The following is a 17,704-nucleotide window of genomic DNA, read 5'->3' on the forward strand; positions in this document are numbered from 1 at the left end:
ACCAAAAGCTAACCTAAACCTAATGCCAGCCATTGCGTTTCAGCCTACTATGCTAAGACTAACACCATTTATGCTACTCATTTTTTGTCTGAATAGTGTTTCTGCAAATGATGTCAAGCTCGCAGGAAAACTAAGTGACAACGAAATTATCGAGAGTACTATTTTAGGATATGATTTGCAGTATCGAGTTTATACCCCGCCAAACCACGACCAGCTAAAAGATCTCCCAGTTATTTATTTAACGGACGGACAATGGTATTTAGAGGCAGGTAGCATGCATGAAATTATAGATGACTTAATCGGCAAAGGTGTTATTGAGCCAATAGTGGCCGTTTTTGTTGATAATCGTGATCCCCGTAACCTTTCAAATAATCGAAGAAACAAGCAATTCTTAGGTTATGATAATTACGTGGATTTCTATCGAGAAGAACTAGTGCCTCATATTGAAAAGAGGTTTAACGTGAGTGATGCGCAAGAGCACCGAGGCATTATGGGATTGTCTTTCGGAGGGTTAAATGCCACTTATTTTGGGGCGAAAGCATCTGATACATTTCATATGTTGGGAATTCAATCGCCAGCATTACACCCCGTTCCTGAGATTTACGACCTCTATTTGAAACAAGATTTGTTACCGCTGAAGATTTTTCTAAGTACTGGGTCAAAAAATGACACAGAAATACATGCCCGAAGGCTTAAAAGTACGCTGGAAACTAAACGCTATGATTTCAAATATCTAGAAGTGGATGAAGGTCATAATTGGCGGAATTGGAAACCCTTGCTAGATGATGCCCTGATTTACTTTTTCGGGACTAAATAGGTTTGAACTGTTCAAACGCCTGTTGACAGCTGTTGCAGTAGTGCATCGATCGGCATAGTGTAGGGCCAAAAGGAGTCTTCATTTCTGTATCTTCACTATCGCAATGTGGGCATTTTGCTCTTTCAATGATATCGATATCAACAATCATGTCATGCCCAGGAGGTGGAGCTAAACCGAAGTCCTTCAAGGCAATTCGACCTTTTTCTGAAATCATGTTAGAATTCCACTGCGTTTCGAAAGAAACAATCACTTCATAATCTGAAATGCCTCGCTTTTCAAGGACATCTTTCACATCCTGTTGCATCACATCCATGGCTGGGCAACCAGTGAAAGTCGGCGTCATATTGACAACTACCTTATGATCTGGTGAAACATCAATGTTAGTAATAACCCCCAAATCGTTTAATGAAAGAACAGGAATCTCAGGATCCTTCACTTCTTCCAGCCAGTCTTTTACAATATCCTTAGTTAATGCTGTTACCATAATCGGGCAATTAATCTACCAATCAGCAGTTGGATCTACTTTAAATACTTCCGACATTTCATCAAGCAGTGGTTGTAAATGTTCCGTATGCGTGCCAGTTCTACCTCCCATTTGTGGGGTTAGTAACTGTAGGTCAGGCATGATCAGGTCAGTTTCGGCAAGTACTGAAGTGACTGCCGGTATCCACTGCTCCTTGAGTGCTGATTCTCCAGCGAAAATACCCTCACTGATCAGTTCGTTTTCAAAAGTAGATGGTTCGAATATGCCTAGGGCATAAGGCATAGCCAAGTCTAACGACTGTTGAAGCCTAGTAATACTCTCTTCTGTAGCCGAACCTAGTTGTTTTATCCACACCTTCGCATGCATGCTATGGTATTTAGTTTCACCTTTTATTTTCTTGGCCAGGTTAGCTAAAGGTTCATAGCTCGATTCGGAGAGCATTTGGAATCTTATGAGTTCGGCAGTATCAAAAAGAAAGTGCCTGATGAGACTAAAGTCATATTCACCATTTGGTAATTCCACCAACTGACAATTATGAAATTGCTCAGCATTTCTCATAAATGCCACGGTATCAGGATCAGATTCTCCTAATTCGTTCAAGATCTTGAACAGCTGCCAACTTTGACCGACTTTATCCTGAGCCATAGAAGAAAACGCGATGTCCTCTTCCAAAAGAGGACCAAATCCTGTCCATTCAGAGTTGCGATGGCCAAGAATTAACTGGTCATCAGCCATTTTATATAGTAGCTCTTTTAATGCTTGCTGATTCATCTGTTCTCTTCTTTGAATGCCTTTATTTTATCGGCTGCTCTATAATCTATAGCATCACGATACTTTTTTTCCTTCAGTGTATTCCAAATATCCACGTCATCTTCGTCAGACATTAGGATATCTTCTGTGCGCACAACCCAAACATTGTAAACGGGCTTACTTCTTGGGTATAATTCTTTCGCACATAGTAGCGCATCTTGAAAGTCTTTGCCAAGTGCATTACCAATGTATTTGTGCTGCTTTCCTCTTTTCAATAAATGGAAAACCTCAAACGATTTAGATTCATCACCAGAGTAAGTACCTTCAAAAGTATCATAGACATCTTGAAGGTTATCAGTAAATGCCGATACCTGAATAAGTTCAGTCTTGACAACACACAACGCATTGCAGAACATGCCTCTTCTACTAAATTGTTCTTTAGCAAAAAGAAAGGCCATTTCTTCATTCGGTGCATGAACTATTCCAGCATGTTCGAAAGGTTTACCCTCTTTAGTTTGAACAAAAGCTTGATAGGTCTCGAATTGATCCATTTCATCTTTTGCCGCCATTGGCGACTCAAATGTTTCTGGTAATTCTAATCGGTTTACCCTCGGGTCTAGTGATTCTAACATTGCAATTATGCTAATGGCGTAACGTATTTCGATTTAGGGGCAAGTAATGCTTGTCTTACCCATCGGCCTCTTTCTTCGGCAGTACGTCTAACTGCAATGCGCTCTTTGTTACAAGGTCCATCACCATTGATCACTCGTTTGAACTCTTCCCAATCTGGCTCTGTGAATTCCCACTGACCAGTTTCGCTGTTCTTTTTCAAGTTCTCATCAGGGATAGTCAATCCAAGTTCCCAAATTTTTGGAACGTACATATCCAAGAATTGCTGACGACATTCATCGTTAGAAGCCATCTTCACCTTCCATCTCATTAAGATTTCGGAGTGTACAGATATTTTGTCCGATGGACCAAAGAAGTGCATCATTGGAGCCCACCATCTATTGATAGCGGCCTGCATCATTTCTCTCTGCTTTGGAGTACCTGTTGCCATGTGGATTACACAGTGATGGCCGTACTTCAAGTGGAATGACTCTTCAGCACAAATTCTTTCTAAAGCTCTACAGTAAGGGCCATAACTTCCCTTTGAGTTGGCCAATTGGTTCACTATGGCACCTGCATCCACTAACCACGAAATGAAGCATGAATCTGCCCATGTAAAAGCTGGGTAATTGAAAATATTTGAATATTTAGACTTACCTGAGATTAAATCTTCGATTTGTTGCTCTCTTGGCTTTCCAAGCGTTTCAGCAGCAGAATAAAGTAATTGTGCATGGCCTACTTCGTCTTGGACTTTAGCCATTAGTGCAAGTTTTCTCTTAAAACCAGGTGCACGTGTAATCCATGTGCCTTCTGGCAAAGCACCGATAATTTCTGAATGACCGTGCTGTTCAATCATTCTGATTAGCTGCTTTCTATAAAGTTGCGGCATCCAATCAGAAGGTTCAATCTTTTCGCCACGATCAATTCTAGCTTCAAATTCAGCTAGTTTAATTGGATCTTCCTCAGCTAATGCTGTGGCTTTCATTGTTTCGAATGTATTTCCACCTCCGTACATAAGATTTATTTTTTTAGCCCGTTTAAAATCAATTCTGATAATCTAGTACCTACTTCATCTGGAGTCAATGATCCTTGAGGTTTGTACCAATTGTGTGTCCAATTCAAAGAAGAAAGAATGGTAAGCATGGTGAAATGAGTATCTACTGTTTCGAATTCACCGCTATTTATACCTTCCTCTATGATTTGAATAAAGCGACCTTCGTAATCGTTTCTCATGGTTAAGAATTCGCTTAGAAAGGGTTCACTTAAGTGTCGCCATTCGTTAAAGAATACCGCCGAAGCAGCCGTGTCTTTAGTAATGACCGTTACATGAGCAATAGCAGCCTTTTTCATTTTTGCTGCAAAACTTGAGTTTTCTGATTCAACGCCCTTCCAAGCCTCGAAAAACTCATCTGCCATGCGAAAACATATTTTTTGAAGAATTTCTTCTTTAGATTTGATATGTGAATAGAGACTAGCTGCTTCAATGCCTAAAACCTGTGCAAGATCACGCATTGAAGTAGCGGCATAACCACGCTCTCTAAAGAGATTGGTTGCTGTTTCTTCGATTTGCTGTTTGCGGTTCTTTTTAACTAGCGTTTCCATTCACTCAAAATTAAACATACTAACGTTCGTTAGCAAATTATTGTTTTAACTACTTTCAACATTCAGATGGTACTCAACGATCCTCAATTTAACAAAGACAAGTTTATAAAGTCGCTAGAATCAGTAATCTATCTTTTTCTAGTGATTCCATTGATTCTTTTTGGTTGGGTATTTTTGGAAAAAGAGAAAGCTGGCGAGTTAAGATCTGTCTTTTTAGAGGAACCAGATGTGATGTTTCATAGTGTTATGGCCATAGGCATTGGATATGTGCTTATGCGTACATTGGCGACCTGGAAAAAGGATGTTTTAAAGGCGCTTGAGAAGATTAAGGAGGTAGATATCAAGTTGCAGATGGTACGTAAACCGATTATCTATAGAAATATTATGTGGTCTGTTGGTGCAGGAATTTGCGCTTACGGGCTGTATGAAAAGGGGGATATGGTGTATGCGCTAGTATTTACACTATTCTTAATCTTGATCACCACGAATAGACCTAGCACTCGGTATTTTGTAAAATTGTTTGGGCTGAAAGGGGAGGAGAAGGATTGGTTTTTAAAGCAAACCAACCAAAAGCCTTGAAGCTTTCGGTCGGTTTGATAAATCTTATTAGAAGATAACGCCTATGCTCACTGGATTGAGCTGCGGGCCATTTCCATCTTCGAATAATTCGTTGAAATCGTAGTTGACAAACATGTCAAATCCATTAATTCCTAACTGGAATCGCATACCATAACGGAAGTCGTTTACGAAGAAACCGCCTTTGTCTTTCACTTTGTCTCGTCCGTCGTCATCCTTGAAGATATATTTGGCCTTATTGCTTAATCTAAGTCCAACATAAGGTCCAATACCAACTCTAACGCCTCTTTTGGCACTAAAAGCAACTCTTACATCATCTTCTTCATAGACTCTCACCAATCTTTTTCCTCTACCGAAGTCGAACATTGGGATAGCTTGAAAATTTAAATAGGTTACTTTCAGTTTACTCTTAATGGCGCTGTTGATATTAAGATCTTCTACAAAGTTTAATTCTCCGCCATTCGGATCTAACCGTGTAGCAGCGTTTTCGAATTTGTAGTTATACCAATTTAGTCCAGCACCCCAGTCTAGGTATAAAGCACCACTCATATGAGTAATGTGGTTCCAGTTTAGACCCACGAATGTAGATCCTAATGGTTTAACTTGATAAAGGTCGCTTGACGATGGAAATTCTCCGTTTTGTAAGAAGTTCATGATGCCATACTCAAAGTTGAAACCTCTTAGTGTTCCATGATCGTGTTGCTCGATGTATTCCACATTACGTGACCTTCTTCTTCTACTTCTCCAGTCGTAGTCCCAGTCGTCTTCTACTTCTACTTCCAGTCCTAGGAAGCTCATTCTGATATAGAAGTCATTGTCTGAAATATAAAGACTGTTATGATTTTTCTTAGGGATACTCACGATGGTGTCGAGTCTTTCGAAATCATCGTATCGTCCCCAGCGCCATTGGGCTTCTGCATTTTGGGTGGCAAAACAGACCACTATGCACACAAATATTGCTCTGTAGATGTTTTTCATCTTTCTAAAGTTTTAATGTTGAGATTGAACCAGCGACACTTTGACTGGTGCCGCTTGAGGTTCGATTTTGAGTTTTGATTGTTGTTAGAATATTACCCCGAAAGTGACTGGGTTTAATCGTGGGGCGTTGATATCGTCTTCGAATAATTCCGTTAGGTCATAATTGACAAACAGATCGAAGAAATCCCAGCCAACAGTGGCTCTCGCACCATATCTAAATGGATTAATGAACCAGTTGTCTTTTTCTTTGTCTTTTTGGTTGTTACCGTTTACGTCATCGTATTTATACTTTACATGTGAGCCAATTCTGTATCCAGCATATCCACCAAACCCTACTCTGAAAGATCGGTATCGGCCAAAGGAAATGGTCGGTACAAAGTGGAGGTTAATGTGACTCATGGTGAGCTTACTCTTCTTACCAGATACCGTTGCTTCTTCTGTAAAGCTGATAGAATCAGGTCCTTTGATTACTCTTGTTCTGGTATTTTCAAAGCTAAAGTTTTGAACGCTTACTCCGGCACCCCAGTCTAAATATAGTGGGCCGAATACGTGCGTTACATTGTCGAAGTTTAGGCCTAAATACCATGAGTTTAAAGGTTGTAAGCTTAAAATTGAATTACTATTCGGCAATTCTCCATCTTGTAAGTAGTTGTTTAAACCTACATAGATGTTAATAAAGTTTTGAGTCCCTCTTCTCGGATAGTATTTGTCTATATCTCTATCATCGAAGAATCTGCGGCCTCTTTTCACCTTTCTGTATCTCCTTGAAACTCTTATGTCTTCGCTGAACTCTGCATTAGCATCTTCAGTAAAAACTTCTTCGGTGAGCTCAAAGTGTCCTTCGTTTTCTAATTGTATTCCAATATCTCTTAGGTCACTTAGAGATTGGTTTTTCTGTGCCTTGATATTTGTAATGCTAAATGCGACCAACATTAGCACCACTGATAGTTTAGTGAGCGTTTTCATTAGTATATATTTTGAGTTGTTATTTAATTTTCGTCCAAATCTTGATCGATGTCTTCAGCCTCAGCCTCTTTTGTTCCATATTTCAGGTCGTTGTTGAAGAAGTCGTTTTTAGATTTTCGCATTTCAGATAATGCGATTTTACTGTTATTCACACCTTTCGCCACGTTGACAATTCCTGAAAGTAGACTTAGCCTTTTTCGTTTAGAAGACTGCATGGTCATAATTTCATAGCTATTGATGTAGCTGCTTAGGTTTACTTCAGTATCATTTATTGGGCTTAACTTGAAAGTATTGTTAGCAATGAATGACTGTTGTGTATTAAAATCTATTGTTAGGCGATCTATTCTGATCAGTTCTTTATTTTCAGTTGCTTCTTCAACCTCAACACTTGCTTGAAGATTATTATCTAGTGCAGTTTGCGCAGGAACTATAGCTGATTTTTGCTCTTTTTTAGGTAGATCGTTCTTTGGTTTTAAGTTTGATGGAAGGCTTTTTGTCACTAGCTGTGTAGGGCTAGCAGGTGCTGCTTTATCCACACTCGGCTCATCCGCTTGCTTTAATGTCGGCTCTTCGATAATCGCAGGTTTAATACCTGCTTGTCTCTCTTTTGAGTCTACGCCAATTTCTGAATTATTCTTATTGATAATTACCCATCCAAAAGACAGTATGATGAGAATTGAAGCAGCAACGCTCATCCAGAAATATATACCCTTCTTAGACTTTTTTGGGAGCTGACTCTCAATCTTGTCCCATGCCGTAGAGGGCGGTGTTATTTTATGTGATCCAAGACCATTTCGGAAAAGGTCATCTGTCTTATTACCCTTCATGTCTCATTAATTTATCATTCAAAAAATCCTCAGCTTCTACTAAAAGTTTTTGTAAGTGTACCCTTGCTCTACTTAATTGTGATTTCGAGGTATTTTCACTAACTCCCAGTTTTTTAGCTATTTCCTTGTGCGAAAAGCCTTCAATGGCGTAGAGATTAAAAACGGTTTTGTAACCGCTTGGAAGTCGGTCGATCAACTTTTGAAGATCTTCCACTTCTAACCGATCTTGAATCTGACTGTAATCAGGCTCTCGATCTGCTTTTTCAATTTCTACTTCCATATACATGCTCTTGTTTTTGCGGATGTACGAGAGTGCTTCATTGACCATTATTCTGCGAATCCATCCTTCAAAACTTCCTTCAGATTTGAACTGACTTATTTTCGCAAACACTTTTGTAAATCCACAAACCAAAACGTCCTCAGCTTCCGCACTGTCATTAATGTACCGACGGCACACCGCAAACATTAGGGGTGAATACTTTTCGTATAAGTCCCTTTGTGCTTTTCGATCGCCTTTGCGGCACCCTTCGAGAAGCTTGTCTTCAGTTTTTGACCTTTTAATTTGAAGCATTTTTTGGTTGACTACACAAGGTAGATGTATGATTGATAAATTCGGTTGCATCCAACCAGAAAAAAAATCAAGAAATAATAAAAAAGCCCATGTTCGTGGGCTTAAGTAATTGATTAATAGGTTTATAAAAAATTAGAGCCACCGGACTGATGGCTCCAATTTGGTTAATATTTACTGATTGTAGCCGATCGGCTTTCGTTTCTAATCTCAAGTTGAGGGGTCCCTTTGTATCTGATAGAAGAGAGTCCTCCAGCTTCGGCGATTAGATAGTTTTTAACATTTAACCTGGCTCTTGCTTCCGAAGAAGTACTCACTTCCGCTTCAACAACATCGGCATCATAGGCATATAGTCGTCCTTTTTCAATGATATTTGCTTTCAAGTTTTCTATGTTGGCCGTGAGATTGATTCTAGAATTATCAGTGATATACAGATCCAATTCGTCTAGGTTACCACTAATGTCAGCTTTAGAATCGTCATAAGTTTTTACTACTAATAAGCCACTTTCTCTAGTCGAGTATTCTACCGAAGCACCATTCTGAAGATCGATCGACTTTAGTGGAGGGCATTTCACATAGATCTTAACATTCGACCAATCACCTCCAGAGCCATCTTCATCGATTTTTAACTCTTCATTCAAAACACTGACTAAAACATTCTCTACTTTAGACCTAGGCCCTTCAACCACTACTTCATAGGTATCGGCATTAGAGATAAAAACCTCCATATTTTCCCAAACATCAAGGCCGGTAAAAGCCTCCACATTGACTGTTTTGCTAAAGGTATTGGAATCGACTCTCGAGCTTCGATCGTCGTCATCATTTTCCGAGCAAGTAAGGCAAACTAGTCTACCCGAGTCGTTAAACATCCAAGTGTTTCTATAAGTCTCATACCAAGAGTATCGGTAACTGAATCGGTTGATTACATCTCTCAGCTCTCGCGAAACTTGGAAAGGCACATTTTTCGGGATATAGAACGTTGCGTCTAGTTCCTGGAATCTGAATTCAGCCCTTGGCTTAAACATCATCTGACGATCGAAAAGAATCTTGGAGTCTTCTACCTTGTAGCCATAAGTTACGTCTTGAGCATTTTCGTCAGCATCCCTAGGATTTCTGCCACGTGCTCTAAAACGCTTTTTCAAGCTGTAAGTATCGTCGTTGCTTGGCGCTAAGTCAATATCAGTGAATTCGGTTGTCCATTCGCTCGGTTCATCTGTTCGGAAACGTCTTCTAGAGCGACGTGAATCGTACTCGTAGTTTGGAAAATCATTGGCATCAATAAAGAGTGTATCTGCCTTAATTTCTACCGTTTCGATTTCCTCAAAGTAACCTTCCTCGCTAAAGTCTCTGATAATGTTTGGTAAGATGGCGAACGTACCAACTACGGCGATCATCCAAATACCTAGTATACTCCAGCCTACTGAACCACTCATGATTTTTCGTTTGGCAATGATGGTGATGCCTGCGATAAAGACATACAAGAATGGTATAAAGATGGCCACCAAGACAAACAGTATGCCTAGCTCTGGAAACGTATTGGTAAATACTTCATAAGGGAAGTAATCCGCATCGCTACCGTAGATAAACCAATCGCCATTGTACAATCCGAGTACAACACCTGCTGTGATCAATAACGAGAACATAACAGAAATACCCGTGATAGCAATTACGCCTCCAGTGAAAATTCTAATGGCCGCTGCTATGAACTGGAATAATGGCGATAATACCTTTCCAGTAAGGCTGAAGACTTTACCGATCAATCGGAAAGGGAATAATAGAATCGTTGTGAATGTATTTTCTCCTTTCGGGTTAAGTTCTTCTTCCTTGTTTTGTTTAATACTAGAATCGATATTCGAAAGTGTCACTTTCTGACCTTTCATCTGCATTTTGTCCGTAATAGAAGTAGCCTTTGGAGTGATGATCCAAAGGACTAAATAAATTAGAATGCCTATGCCTGCAAAGGTGAGTAAGATAAAAGCTATCCGAACAGCAATAGACTCAACTCCGAAGTAATTGGCTAAACCGGAAGCCACACCACCGAGTACCCGTTCGTCTGGATTTCGATAGAGTTTTTTGATGGCCGTATGTTCTACTAGTCCATCATTTGCAGGGATTGCGATCCACATGACGATATAAACCAGCGGAGATAAGCCGGTGAGGGTCAGTACTATAAACGCACCTCTGATCCATATAGGGTCTGTCTTGAAATAATGCGCTAGACCTGCTGCCACACCACCTAATACCTGATTTTGAGAATCTCTTTGCAAGCGTCTTGGTGGATCGACAGTTCTTTTTTGATTTGTCGTCTTTTTCCTTTTCTCCTTTTTCGGCTCTTCTTTATCCTCAGTCTGTGTACTATCAGCAACTGGTTCTTGCTTTGAGAAATCAGCTTCCTCTTCCATAGCCTCAAAGTCGGAGATTTGACCCATCGTGTTGATGAGAACATCCACGTCTTCAATGGAGATAACTTGCTTACTTTCGTCGAGTTTTTCTAAGAACAACTCGGCAATTCGGCTTTCTATGTCTGCAATGATTTCTTCACTGTCTTCATAGGAAGCAAAGTATCGATTGATTGAATCGAGGTATTTTTTAAATCTTTCATAACCGTCCTCTTCTATATGGAAGATGATGCCGCTTATGTTTATGCTTATATTCTTTTTCATGACCGCTTACTTAGTATTTGAGATGATTTGAGAAGTTGACTGTACGAGTTCTTGCCAAGTGTTTTCTAGGTTGTTGACAAATTCTGTCCCTAGATCCGTGATGGTATAATACTTTCTAGGTGGACCTGAACTTGACTCTACCCATTTGTAATCTACCAGCCCTGCTTTGCGCAGTCGGGTGAGTAGCGGGTACAATGTGCCCTCTACGACCATTATTTTGGCAGATGTGAGTTCCCCTAACATATCCGAAGCGTAGACCTCACCTCTGGAAATAATTTTCAGAATACAGAATTCGAGGATTCCCTTCCGCATTTGTATCTGAGTGTTCTCTAAATTCATCTTGTTTTCATTTTAAGATATTGACCTTGTGCTACAAACATACGAAAAAAGGTACTATGTGTTGCATAGTACTATAGAAAAAATATTACCATGCAGTGTAGAGTGCCGTTGGTTGCCTGACAAAATCTTGAGTAAAATGACCGCCAGTGTACTTTTTAAGGAAATATTTCTGCCTTAAAAAAGTTGTTATTTAAAATTCCTTCGATTAGAGTAGGTATATTTATTTTTGACGTGTATTAGTGGCTATAAAGCTCGTGATAAAGACATTCATTAAACTTATTGGAGGGACATTCCTCGTCCTGTTCTTTCTGGTCACTTCCAGTGTTAATGCGCAAACGACCCCAAAATACAGTAATGAATTTTTGTCTATCGGCGTAGGAGCAAGGGCCTTGGGTATGTCAAATGCTATGACTTCCGTGGTAGATGATGTGACTGCAGCATATTGGAATCCAGCGGCACTCACGGACATAGAGCATCGCTATCAATTCTCATTTCAGCATGCCGCTTATTTTCAAGGGGTAGCTAACTATGACTATTTAGGTGCTGCCATGGCTATTGATTCTGACAGCCATTTGGGTTTGGCACTTATTAGGTTGGGAATTGATGATATTCCTGATACTCGATTACTTTTCGATGATCAAGGAAGGATAGATTATAGTCTGATCGATTTCTTTAGTACTTCGGACGTAGCACTGATCATCTCTTATGCAAGAGGAGTTAGTCTAATCGGAGGAGAAAATTTTGTACAAGGTGGAGGCCTTACTTTTGGGGTCAATTTCAAGGTGGTAAGAAGATCGATCGGCCCATTTGCGAAAGCTTGGGGCTTTGGTTTAGACGCTTCCGCTAAGTATCAAGTTGATGCATGGAATTTTGGGATAATGATCAGGGATATTACAACAACATTTAATTCCTGGACTATAGATAAGGACCAGCTGAGGAATTCTTTCAGTCAAACCAACAATGAGATTCCAAATAACTCGCTCGAGTTAACGCTACCTAAAATGATTGTTGGCGCTTCTCGTTCTTTTAATCTATACACTGACATTGATGTACTGGTTTCGACTGATATCACGTTCAGTTTCGATGGAAGAAGAAATGTTCTAATCCCCAATAGAATTGCATCTGTCGACCCGTCATTCGGTTTTGAATTTGACTATCAGGATAAGTTTTTCCTTCGCATGGGCATGGGGAATTTTCAGCGTGTTAAAGATTTTACCACAGGGGATGTGAGTACAGAATCTACGTTTTGGACTTTCCAGCCTAATATGGGGATGGGTATTCAACTAGATGAGTTCAAAATTGACTATGCGCTTACCGATATCGGAAATGTTGCGGAGTCTCCTTATTCACATGTCTTTTCAATCAGTTATTCGTTAGAACCTTTGGCGGCCATTTATGCCAAGAACAAAAGACGCATCAGAAAAAAGAATCAAGAAAATGATAAATAGGCTATTAGCTCTTGTTGCTTTCTTATGTCTGCCCGCCCTGGTATTTGGTCAGGTGCAGGGAAATGAATGGATCGAATATAGCCAGACCTATTATAAGATTAAGACGGGCTCTAATGACATTCATAGGATTTCTCCTGAAGCACTTCAAAGTGCTGGTATGGACCTTTCCACGATCAATCTGGCCAACCTTCAATTATTTCACAGGGGACAAGAAGTAGCATTGCATATTGAAGATGGTGCTGACGGTACGTTGGAAACTGGCGACTATTTAGAATTCTACGGCAGAAGAAATGACGGAACACAGGATACAGAACTCTTCTACAGACCATCGGACCAAATCCATAAATTCTATAACCTTTTCTCAGATACTACGGCGTTTTTTCTAACCGAAGCTTCCACAGCGGGAAAAAGAATGCAGGTGACGAACACAGACCCTTCATCTTTTTCATTGATCGACTTGCACCGACAGGAGTTGCGAAATTTACAAACGAGCAGGTTTAGCTTTGGGCAATATTATCCACTTAGTAATCCATCAGGGGAGGTAAAGCGATCGCTTTATGATCTAGGGCAAATGTTTATGAGTCGCGAAATTATTAGAAGTGACTTTGGCGTGTCTAACGAGCTTAATTTCTTGGATTTAGCTGTAAATGGCATTACCCTAGAAGACCAGACAAGTGGCAAACCGCAGTTAACTTTGCAAATAGTTGGTTTTAATAATGTGCGTCATAAAACCTCTGTGTTTGTTGGACCATCCACTGACAACCTTCGAGCCATTCGAAGCGATGTGGAATTTGATCGGAACAACTCTATTATTATCAATTTTCAGCTAGAATGGACCGACATCGACAATGGTCGACTGATCATTAGAGTAGAATCTTTAGAAGTTGATGGGGTGGCCGATAGTAGAATTGCAGTGAGTTATGCTGGCGTTACTTTTCCGCAACGTATTGATGCGCAGGCTCAGGATAAGCGTATTTACTTACAGCCTTTTAGTGGCAATCAACGTGTTGAAATTGCCAATGTAGATGGTGATGTGGCACTTTTTGATATTACCGATTATCAAAATCCTATTCGTATTCAAGGTTCCGTTTCCGCGAACACTTTCACTGGTGCTGTGACAAATGATGCGAACGGAAGAGAGCTGTTTTTAAAGCGAACAGCAGATGTGGTGAATGCAGCTGTTGAACCAGTGACCTTCCAATTTCAAGACCTTTCTGCCTTTAATTATTTCATCGTTTCACATCCTTACCTCAAACAAGAAGTGCCTGGCTACTATGACGATCCCGTCCAGGCTTATGTAGACTACCGAGAGTCGATTGAGGGTGGCGCCTTTAATGTGGGCTATGCGAACTTTACTGACTTGATTAATGAATTTGGTTACGGAGAATATACACCATTGGCGCTCAGGCGATATATGGTGCAGGCCTATGCTCAGGGCACGCCTGAATACCTTTTCTTGATAGGAAAGTCTAGCCGAGTCGATCGAAGGAATCAGCGGCTTTCAGATCCATTGGCAACCAATCGGAGGGAGTTAGTACCAACGATGGGTGCCCCAGGCTCCGATATTATGTACGTGGAAGGGCTCGACGGTACTGAACATTATCCGGCATTCCCAGTGGGTAGACTTTCTGTAGTAAACCCACAAAATGTGGCCTTTTACTTAGATAAAGTGAAAGAAAAAGAAGCCACCATCAAAGATTCACCTTGGACGAAAAATTTCATTCAACTCAGTGGAGGCCTAAGTACCGATGAACTTAATCGTTTTAGAAGTTTTATTGAAAGTTTTGGTGAGGTAGTTTCCGCCGATTATCTCGGTGCGGATGTGACCAATATTTCGAAACAGAATAATAACGCAGTTCAAAATTTCAATATTTCGGATCAGATCAATAGAGGGACAGGATTTGTTACATTTTTCGGTCACTCTTCTTCTACTTTTACCGATATAGATATCGGGAATGTAACTGACCCCAACAATGGCTACAATAACAATGGAAGATATCCCGTGTTTTTGGTAAATGGTTGTCGTGGTGGCGAGATTTTCTTTTTCAATTCTTTCGGTGAGAACTGGCTAGCAGCTGAGGGCCGTGGTGCCGTAAATTTCATCTCGCATAGCGACGTTGGTATTCCAAATGTGTTAGAAGAATACACTGAGAACTTCTACCGCGCCATGTCCGATACGCTTTTTATGACGGAGTCTGTAGGAGTAATTCAGCAAAGAGTGATCGCGGAACAGATTTCTGGATTTTTACCGGATGAAGCAGATTTTGCTACCGCAGAACAAACCGTATTACAAGGTGACCCAGCTTTAAAGATTTTCGGCCATGATAAGGTCGATTATATCGTCAGAGAAGAAGATATATTTCGCCAGCCCATCAATGATGAACCGATCACTTCAGCGACTCAATTCTTTAATCTAGGTGTGATTGTGAATAATGCTGGCCGAACGACAACCGACCCGATTTCGGTTAGTGTGAGACGTACTTTATCTGATGGTACAATTCTAGATTTGCCAGAAATTGAAGTGCCGCCTGTTAGAAATAGAGATACCGTATTTTACCAAATCAGCAACCAAGGCTTGGATGTTTTTGGAGAGAATAAGTTTGAGGTTTTCTTAGATGCATCGAACAGTGTTGATGAAGGCAGCGAAATTAATAATAGTGCAGAAATTAGCTTTTTCTTTACCTCTTCTGGCACATTTAACTCCGCCCCTGGTAATTTTGCAACGCTCAATACAAACAGCACGCAACTCGTGGTGCAATCCTCTGATTTAAAGGTAAATGACAAGACCTATATCGTAGAAATAGATACAGTAAATACCTTTGATAGCCCTTGGAAACAAACGACAACTTTAGCGGGTAAGGGTTTGGCGACTTGGGATGTAGACCTTCTGCCTGCCACTGTGAATGATACCATCCGGTACTATTGGCGATCTATTTTTGAGGAAGACCTATTAGCAGATCCGCAACCATGGGCTAATTCGACTTTTACTTACTTAGCAAACGGCGGCGAAGGTTGGGCGCAAACGACATTCGATCAATTCGAACAATTGAGTCTTTCTTCGGTGAGTAAAAACGAAGAAAATGATTCATGGGTCTTTGCTGGTACAGCAACTGAAATAGATGTAGTCACTTACGGGGCTGATCACCCGCTTGGTGGCAATCCATTTGATATGACCATTGAAATTGATGGGCGATCGATGTTCTCAACAGGTTCAAACCGATCTTGTTCACCAAATGCTATGCTAGCAATTGCTTTTGATAAGGATAGCGGTAGGCCATATTTGATTGTAAGAACACCCGGTCAAGAATTCGATATTCTAGATCCTTTAAGCTGTGGTGTCACACCGCAAGTCATCAACCGATTTACCAATAATACCTTAACTAATATCAATACTTCTGGTGATGATCGCTTGTTAAGACAGTATGTTAATGGAGTGGACGAGGGTGATTTTGTCCTATTCTTTTCTTTAGGGACAGTTATTTACGATTGGGATAATGAAACTCGAGATGATTTTGGGCGCATTGGTGTAGGTCAAAATGACATACCTAGCAATGCAGGTGAACCGTTAATCATATTTGGTGAAAAAGGTAGAGCACAAGGTACAGCCCAAGTGATCAGGGGTGTACCAGCGGGTGCTTCAGATAACGCATCAGATACCGAGATTTCCTTTTCAACATCAATTAGTGCCAGTACAGATAGCGGATCGGTCTTTTCCCCAGTTATCGGTCCGGTAAGTCAGTGGGGATTACTCACAAAAAGTATCATTGAAGAACCAGAAGATGATGTCACTTTTGAAGTAAGAGGGCGTCAGTTGGATGGTACCGAAGTGACCCTTTTCACTTTGAATGATATCAACGAACTCGATTTAAGTTCAGTTGATCCAGCCGTTTACCCATTCGTCAGGCTATTTGTCAATATGGTTGACAGAACATCTGCCACACCAGCCCAACTCGATCAGTGGTCGGTTAGCTATACAGGTGTACCAGAAGGTGTGATTTCTTTACAAAATGATGAGAACCAAAATATTGAATTGCAAGAGGGGGAGCCTTTTACGGCCAACTTTAGGTTTACTAATATTTCAGCATACGACTTTCAAGGTCCATTAAACGTTCGGTACACTTTGACCAACCAAAACACCCGTGAAGAGGTCACGGAAACGTCTCAAATTCCGGCAGTTGCCTCAGGACAATTCGTCGATTTCAGTTTGCCGATTGCTACGGGCGGAAAAGTAGGTCTAAATGATCTTGAAGTGTTAGTGAATTTGGGCGATGAGATTGAGCAATTCACGAGTAATAATGTTATCCGATTAGAGTCTTTTTATAACGTGAGGCGTGACGATGTAAATCCTGCCATGGATGTGACCTTTGATGGTATTTACATCATTGATGGAGATATAGTTTCTCCAACTCCGTTAATTGAGGTGGAGTTAAGGGATAATAATGAGTTTATTTTCAAGACGGATACACTTGGTGTTGAAATTATGCTGGGGCAAGTATGTCCAGGTTGTCTGATGGAGAGGGTTAATTTTTCTGATCCAGAGGTAACTTTTACACCAGCTTCGGAAAACGAAAACTTTAAAGTGCAGTATAGGCCAGAAGGTCTAGAAGATGCCACTTATCAATTACAAGTAAATGCCACGGATGCATCGGGAAATCAGGCGGGAATTGGTCCATATCAGATAAATTTTGAAGTGGTTAATGCATCGACTGTGACTAATTTTTATCCTTATCCGAACCCATTTTCAACCAGTACGCGATTTGTATTTACGCTCACGGGGAACGAAATACCTGACCAGATTAAAATTCAAATTTTTACCGTATCAGGTAAGCTGGTCAGAGAAATTACCCAAGCCGAACTCGGACCGATCCAGATTGGCAGTAATATTTCAGAATATGCCTGGGATGGCCGTGATGAATATGGCGATAAACTAGCCACTGGCACTTATCTCTACCGAGTGCAAATTAGGAATAGCAGTGGGGCAGAAATCGGCCGAAGAGGTACTGGAAAAGACAGCCGAGCCTTTGACAATGGTTTTGGAAAGCTGGTGATCATTCGATAAACAGCCATAACCCAAAAT

At 40.6% G+C, this 17,704-nt stretch carries 15 protein-coding genes; 4 read left to right on the forward strand and 11 right to left on the reverse strand.

The annotated features are described in order from the left end of the window. Window positions 1-22 precede the first annotated feature (22 nt). On the forward strand, window positions 23-817 hold the full coding sequence (locus BFP71_RS07705) for an alpha/beta hydrolase (protein WP_069834923.1): 795 nt from the start codon (window positions 23-25) through the stop codon (window positions 815-817). Here the strand turns inward: BFP71_RS07705 and paaD are convergent. Genes paaD through BFP71_RS07730 form a run of 5 tightly spaced genes read right to left on the reverse strand, consistent with a single transcriptional unit; the run spans window position 810 to window position 4,262 of the window. Continuing rightward, window positions 810-1,301, reverse strand: coding sequence for a 1,2-phenylacetyl-CoA epoxidase subunit PaaD (paaD, locus tag BFP71_RS07710; protein WP_069834924.1), 492 nt, complete (start codon window positions 1,299-1,301; stop codon window positions 810-812). The two genes, BFP71_RS07705 and paaD, sit on opposite strands and share 8 nt — an antisense overlap. A gap of 15 nt (window positions 1,302-1,316) precedes the next feature. Then, window positions 1,317-2,072 (reverse strand): 1,2-phenylacetyl-CoA epoxidase subunit PaaC, encoded by a 756-nt coding sequence (gene paaC, locus BFP71_RS07715; protein ID WP_069834925.1) that lies wholly within the window; start codon window positions 2,070-2,072, stop codon window positions 1,317-1,319. Continuing rightward, window positions 2,069-2,683, reverse strand: a complete 615-nt coding sequence (locus tag BFP71_RS07720) for a hypothetical protein (protein ID WP_069834926.1) — start codon at window positions 2,681-2,683, stop codon at window positions 2,069-2,071. Before BFP71_RS07720 ends, paaC begins: the two co-directional genes overlap by 4 nt. Window positions 2,684-2,688: 5 nt before the next feature. Beyond that, complete coding sequence (paaA, locus tag BFP71_RS07725; RefSeq protein ID WP_069834927.1) at window positions 2,689-3,675, reverse strand: 1,2-phenylacetyl-CoA epoxidase subunit PaaA; 987 nt, start codon at window positions 3,673-3,675, stop codon at window positions 2,689-2,691. 5 nt (window positions 3,676-3,680) lie between these two features. After that, complete coding sequence (locus tag BFP71_RS07730; RefSeq protein WP_069834928.1) at window positions 3,681-4,262, reverse strand: TetR/AcrR family transcriptional regulator; 582 nt, start codon at window positions 4,260-4,262, stop codon at window positions 3,681-3,683. Between the two features lie 66 nt (window positions 4,263-4,328). Between BFP71_RS07730 and BFP71_RS07735 the strand changes: the two genes are divergently transcribed. Then, window positions 4,329-4,841: a hypothetical protein gene (locus tag BFP71_RS07735; protein WP_069834929.1), complete on the forward strand. Its 513-nt coding sequence runs from the start codon at window positions 4,329-4,331 to the stop codon at window positions 4,839-4,841. Window positions 4,842-4,868: 27 nt separating this feature from the next. On the opposite strand, the gene BFP71_RS07740 is transcribed toward BFP71_RS07735, so the two are convergent. From BFP71_RS07740 to BFP71_RS07765, 6 genes are all read right to left on the reverse strand, one after another. Next, window positions 4,869-5,816, reverse strand: coding sequence for a hypothetical protein (locus BFP71_RS07740; RefSeq protein ID WP_069834930.1), 948 nt, complete (start codon window positions 5,814-5,816; stop codon window positions 4,869-4,871). 84 nt (window positions 5,817-5,900) lie between these two features. Next, complete coding sequence (locus tag BFP71_RS07745) at window positions 5,901-6,782, reverse strand: outer membrane beta-barrel protein (RefSeq protein ID WP_069834931.1); 882 nt, start codon at window positions 6,780-6,782, stop codon at window positions 5,901-5,903. Between the two features lie 23 nt (window positions 6,783-6,805). Further along, window positions 6,806-7,609 carry a hypothetical protein gene (locus BFP71_RS07750; RefSeq protein WP_069834932.1) on the reverse strand — a complete coding sequence of 268 codons (804 nt, stop codon included), beginning with the start codon at window positions 7,607-7,609 and terminating at the stop codon, window positions 6,806-6,808. After that, the gene (locus tag BFP71_RS07755; RefSeq protein ID WP_069836994.1) at window positions 7,599-8,180 is read right to left on the reverse strand and encodes an RNA polymerase sigma factor; all 582 of its coding nucleotides are present in this window, start codon (window positions 8,178-8,180) and stop codon (window positions 7,599-7,601) included. The genes BFP71_RS07750 and BFP71_RS07755 overlap by 11 nt, the downstream gene beginning before the upstream one ends. Window positions 8,181-8,344: 164 nt before the next feature. Beyond that, complete coding sequence (locus tag BFP71_RS07760; RefSeq protein WP_069834933.1) at window positions 8,345-10,840, reverse strand: PspC domain-containing protein; 2,496 nt, start codon at window positions 10,838-10,840, stop codon at window positions 8,345-8,347. A gap of 6 nt (window positions 10,841-10,846) precedes the next feature. After that, window positions 10,847-11,179, reverse strand: coding sequence for a PadR family transcriptional regulator (locus BFP71_RS07765; RefSeq protein ID WP_069834934.1), 333 nt, complete (start codon window positions 11,177-11,179; stop codon window positions 10,847-10,849). A gap of 254 nt (window positions 11,180-11,433) precedes the next feature. On the opposite strand from BFP71_RS07765, the gene BFP71_RS07770 reads away from it, so the two are divergent. Next, a complete protein-coding gene (locus tag BFP71_RS07770; protein WP_245701828.1) occupies window positions 11,434-12,627 on the forward strand; it encodes a putative type IX sorting system protein PorV2 in 1,194 nt (397 codons plus the stop codon). Further along, complete coding sequence (gene porU2 / locus BFP71_RS07775) at window positions 12,617-17,686, forward strand: putative type IX secretion system sortase PorU2 (protein WP_176723336.1); 5,070 nt, start codon at window positions 12,617-12,619, stop codon at window positions 17,684-17,686. Before BFP71_RS07770 ends, porU2 begins: the two co-directional genes overlap by 11 nt. Window positions 17,687-17,704 lie beyond the last annotated feature (18 nt).

The organism is Roseivirga misakiensis (genome assembly GCF_001747105.1).
In the GTDB taxonomy this organism is placed as follows: Bacteria; Bacteroidota; Bacteroidia; order Cytophagales; family Cyclobacteriaceae; genus Roseivirga; species Roseivirga misakiensis.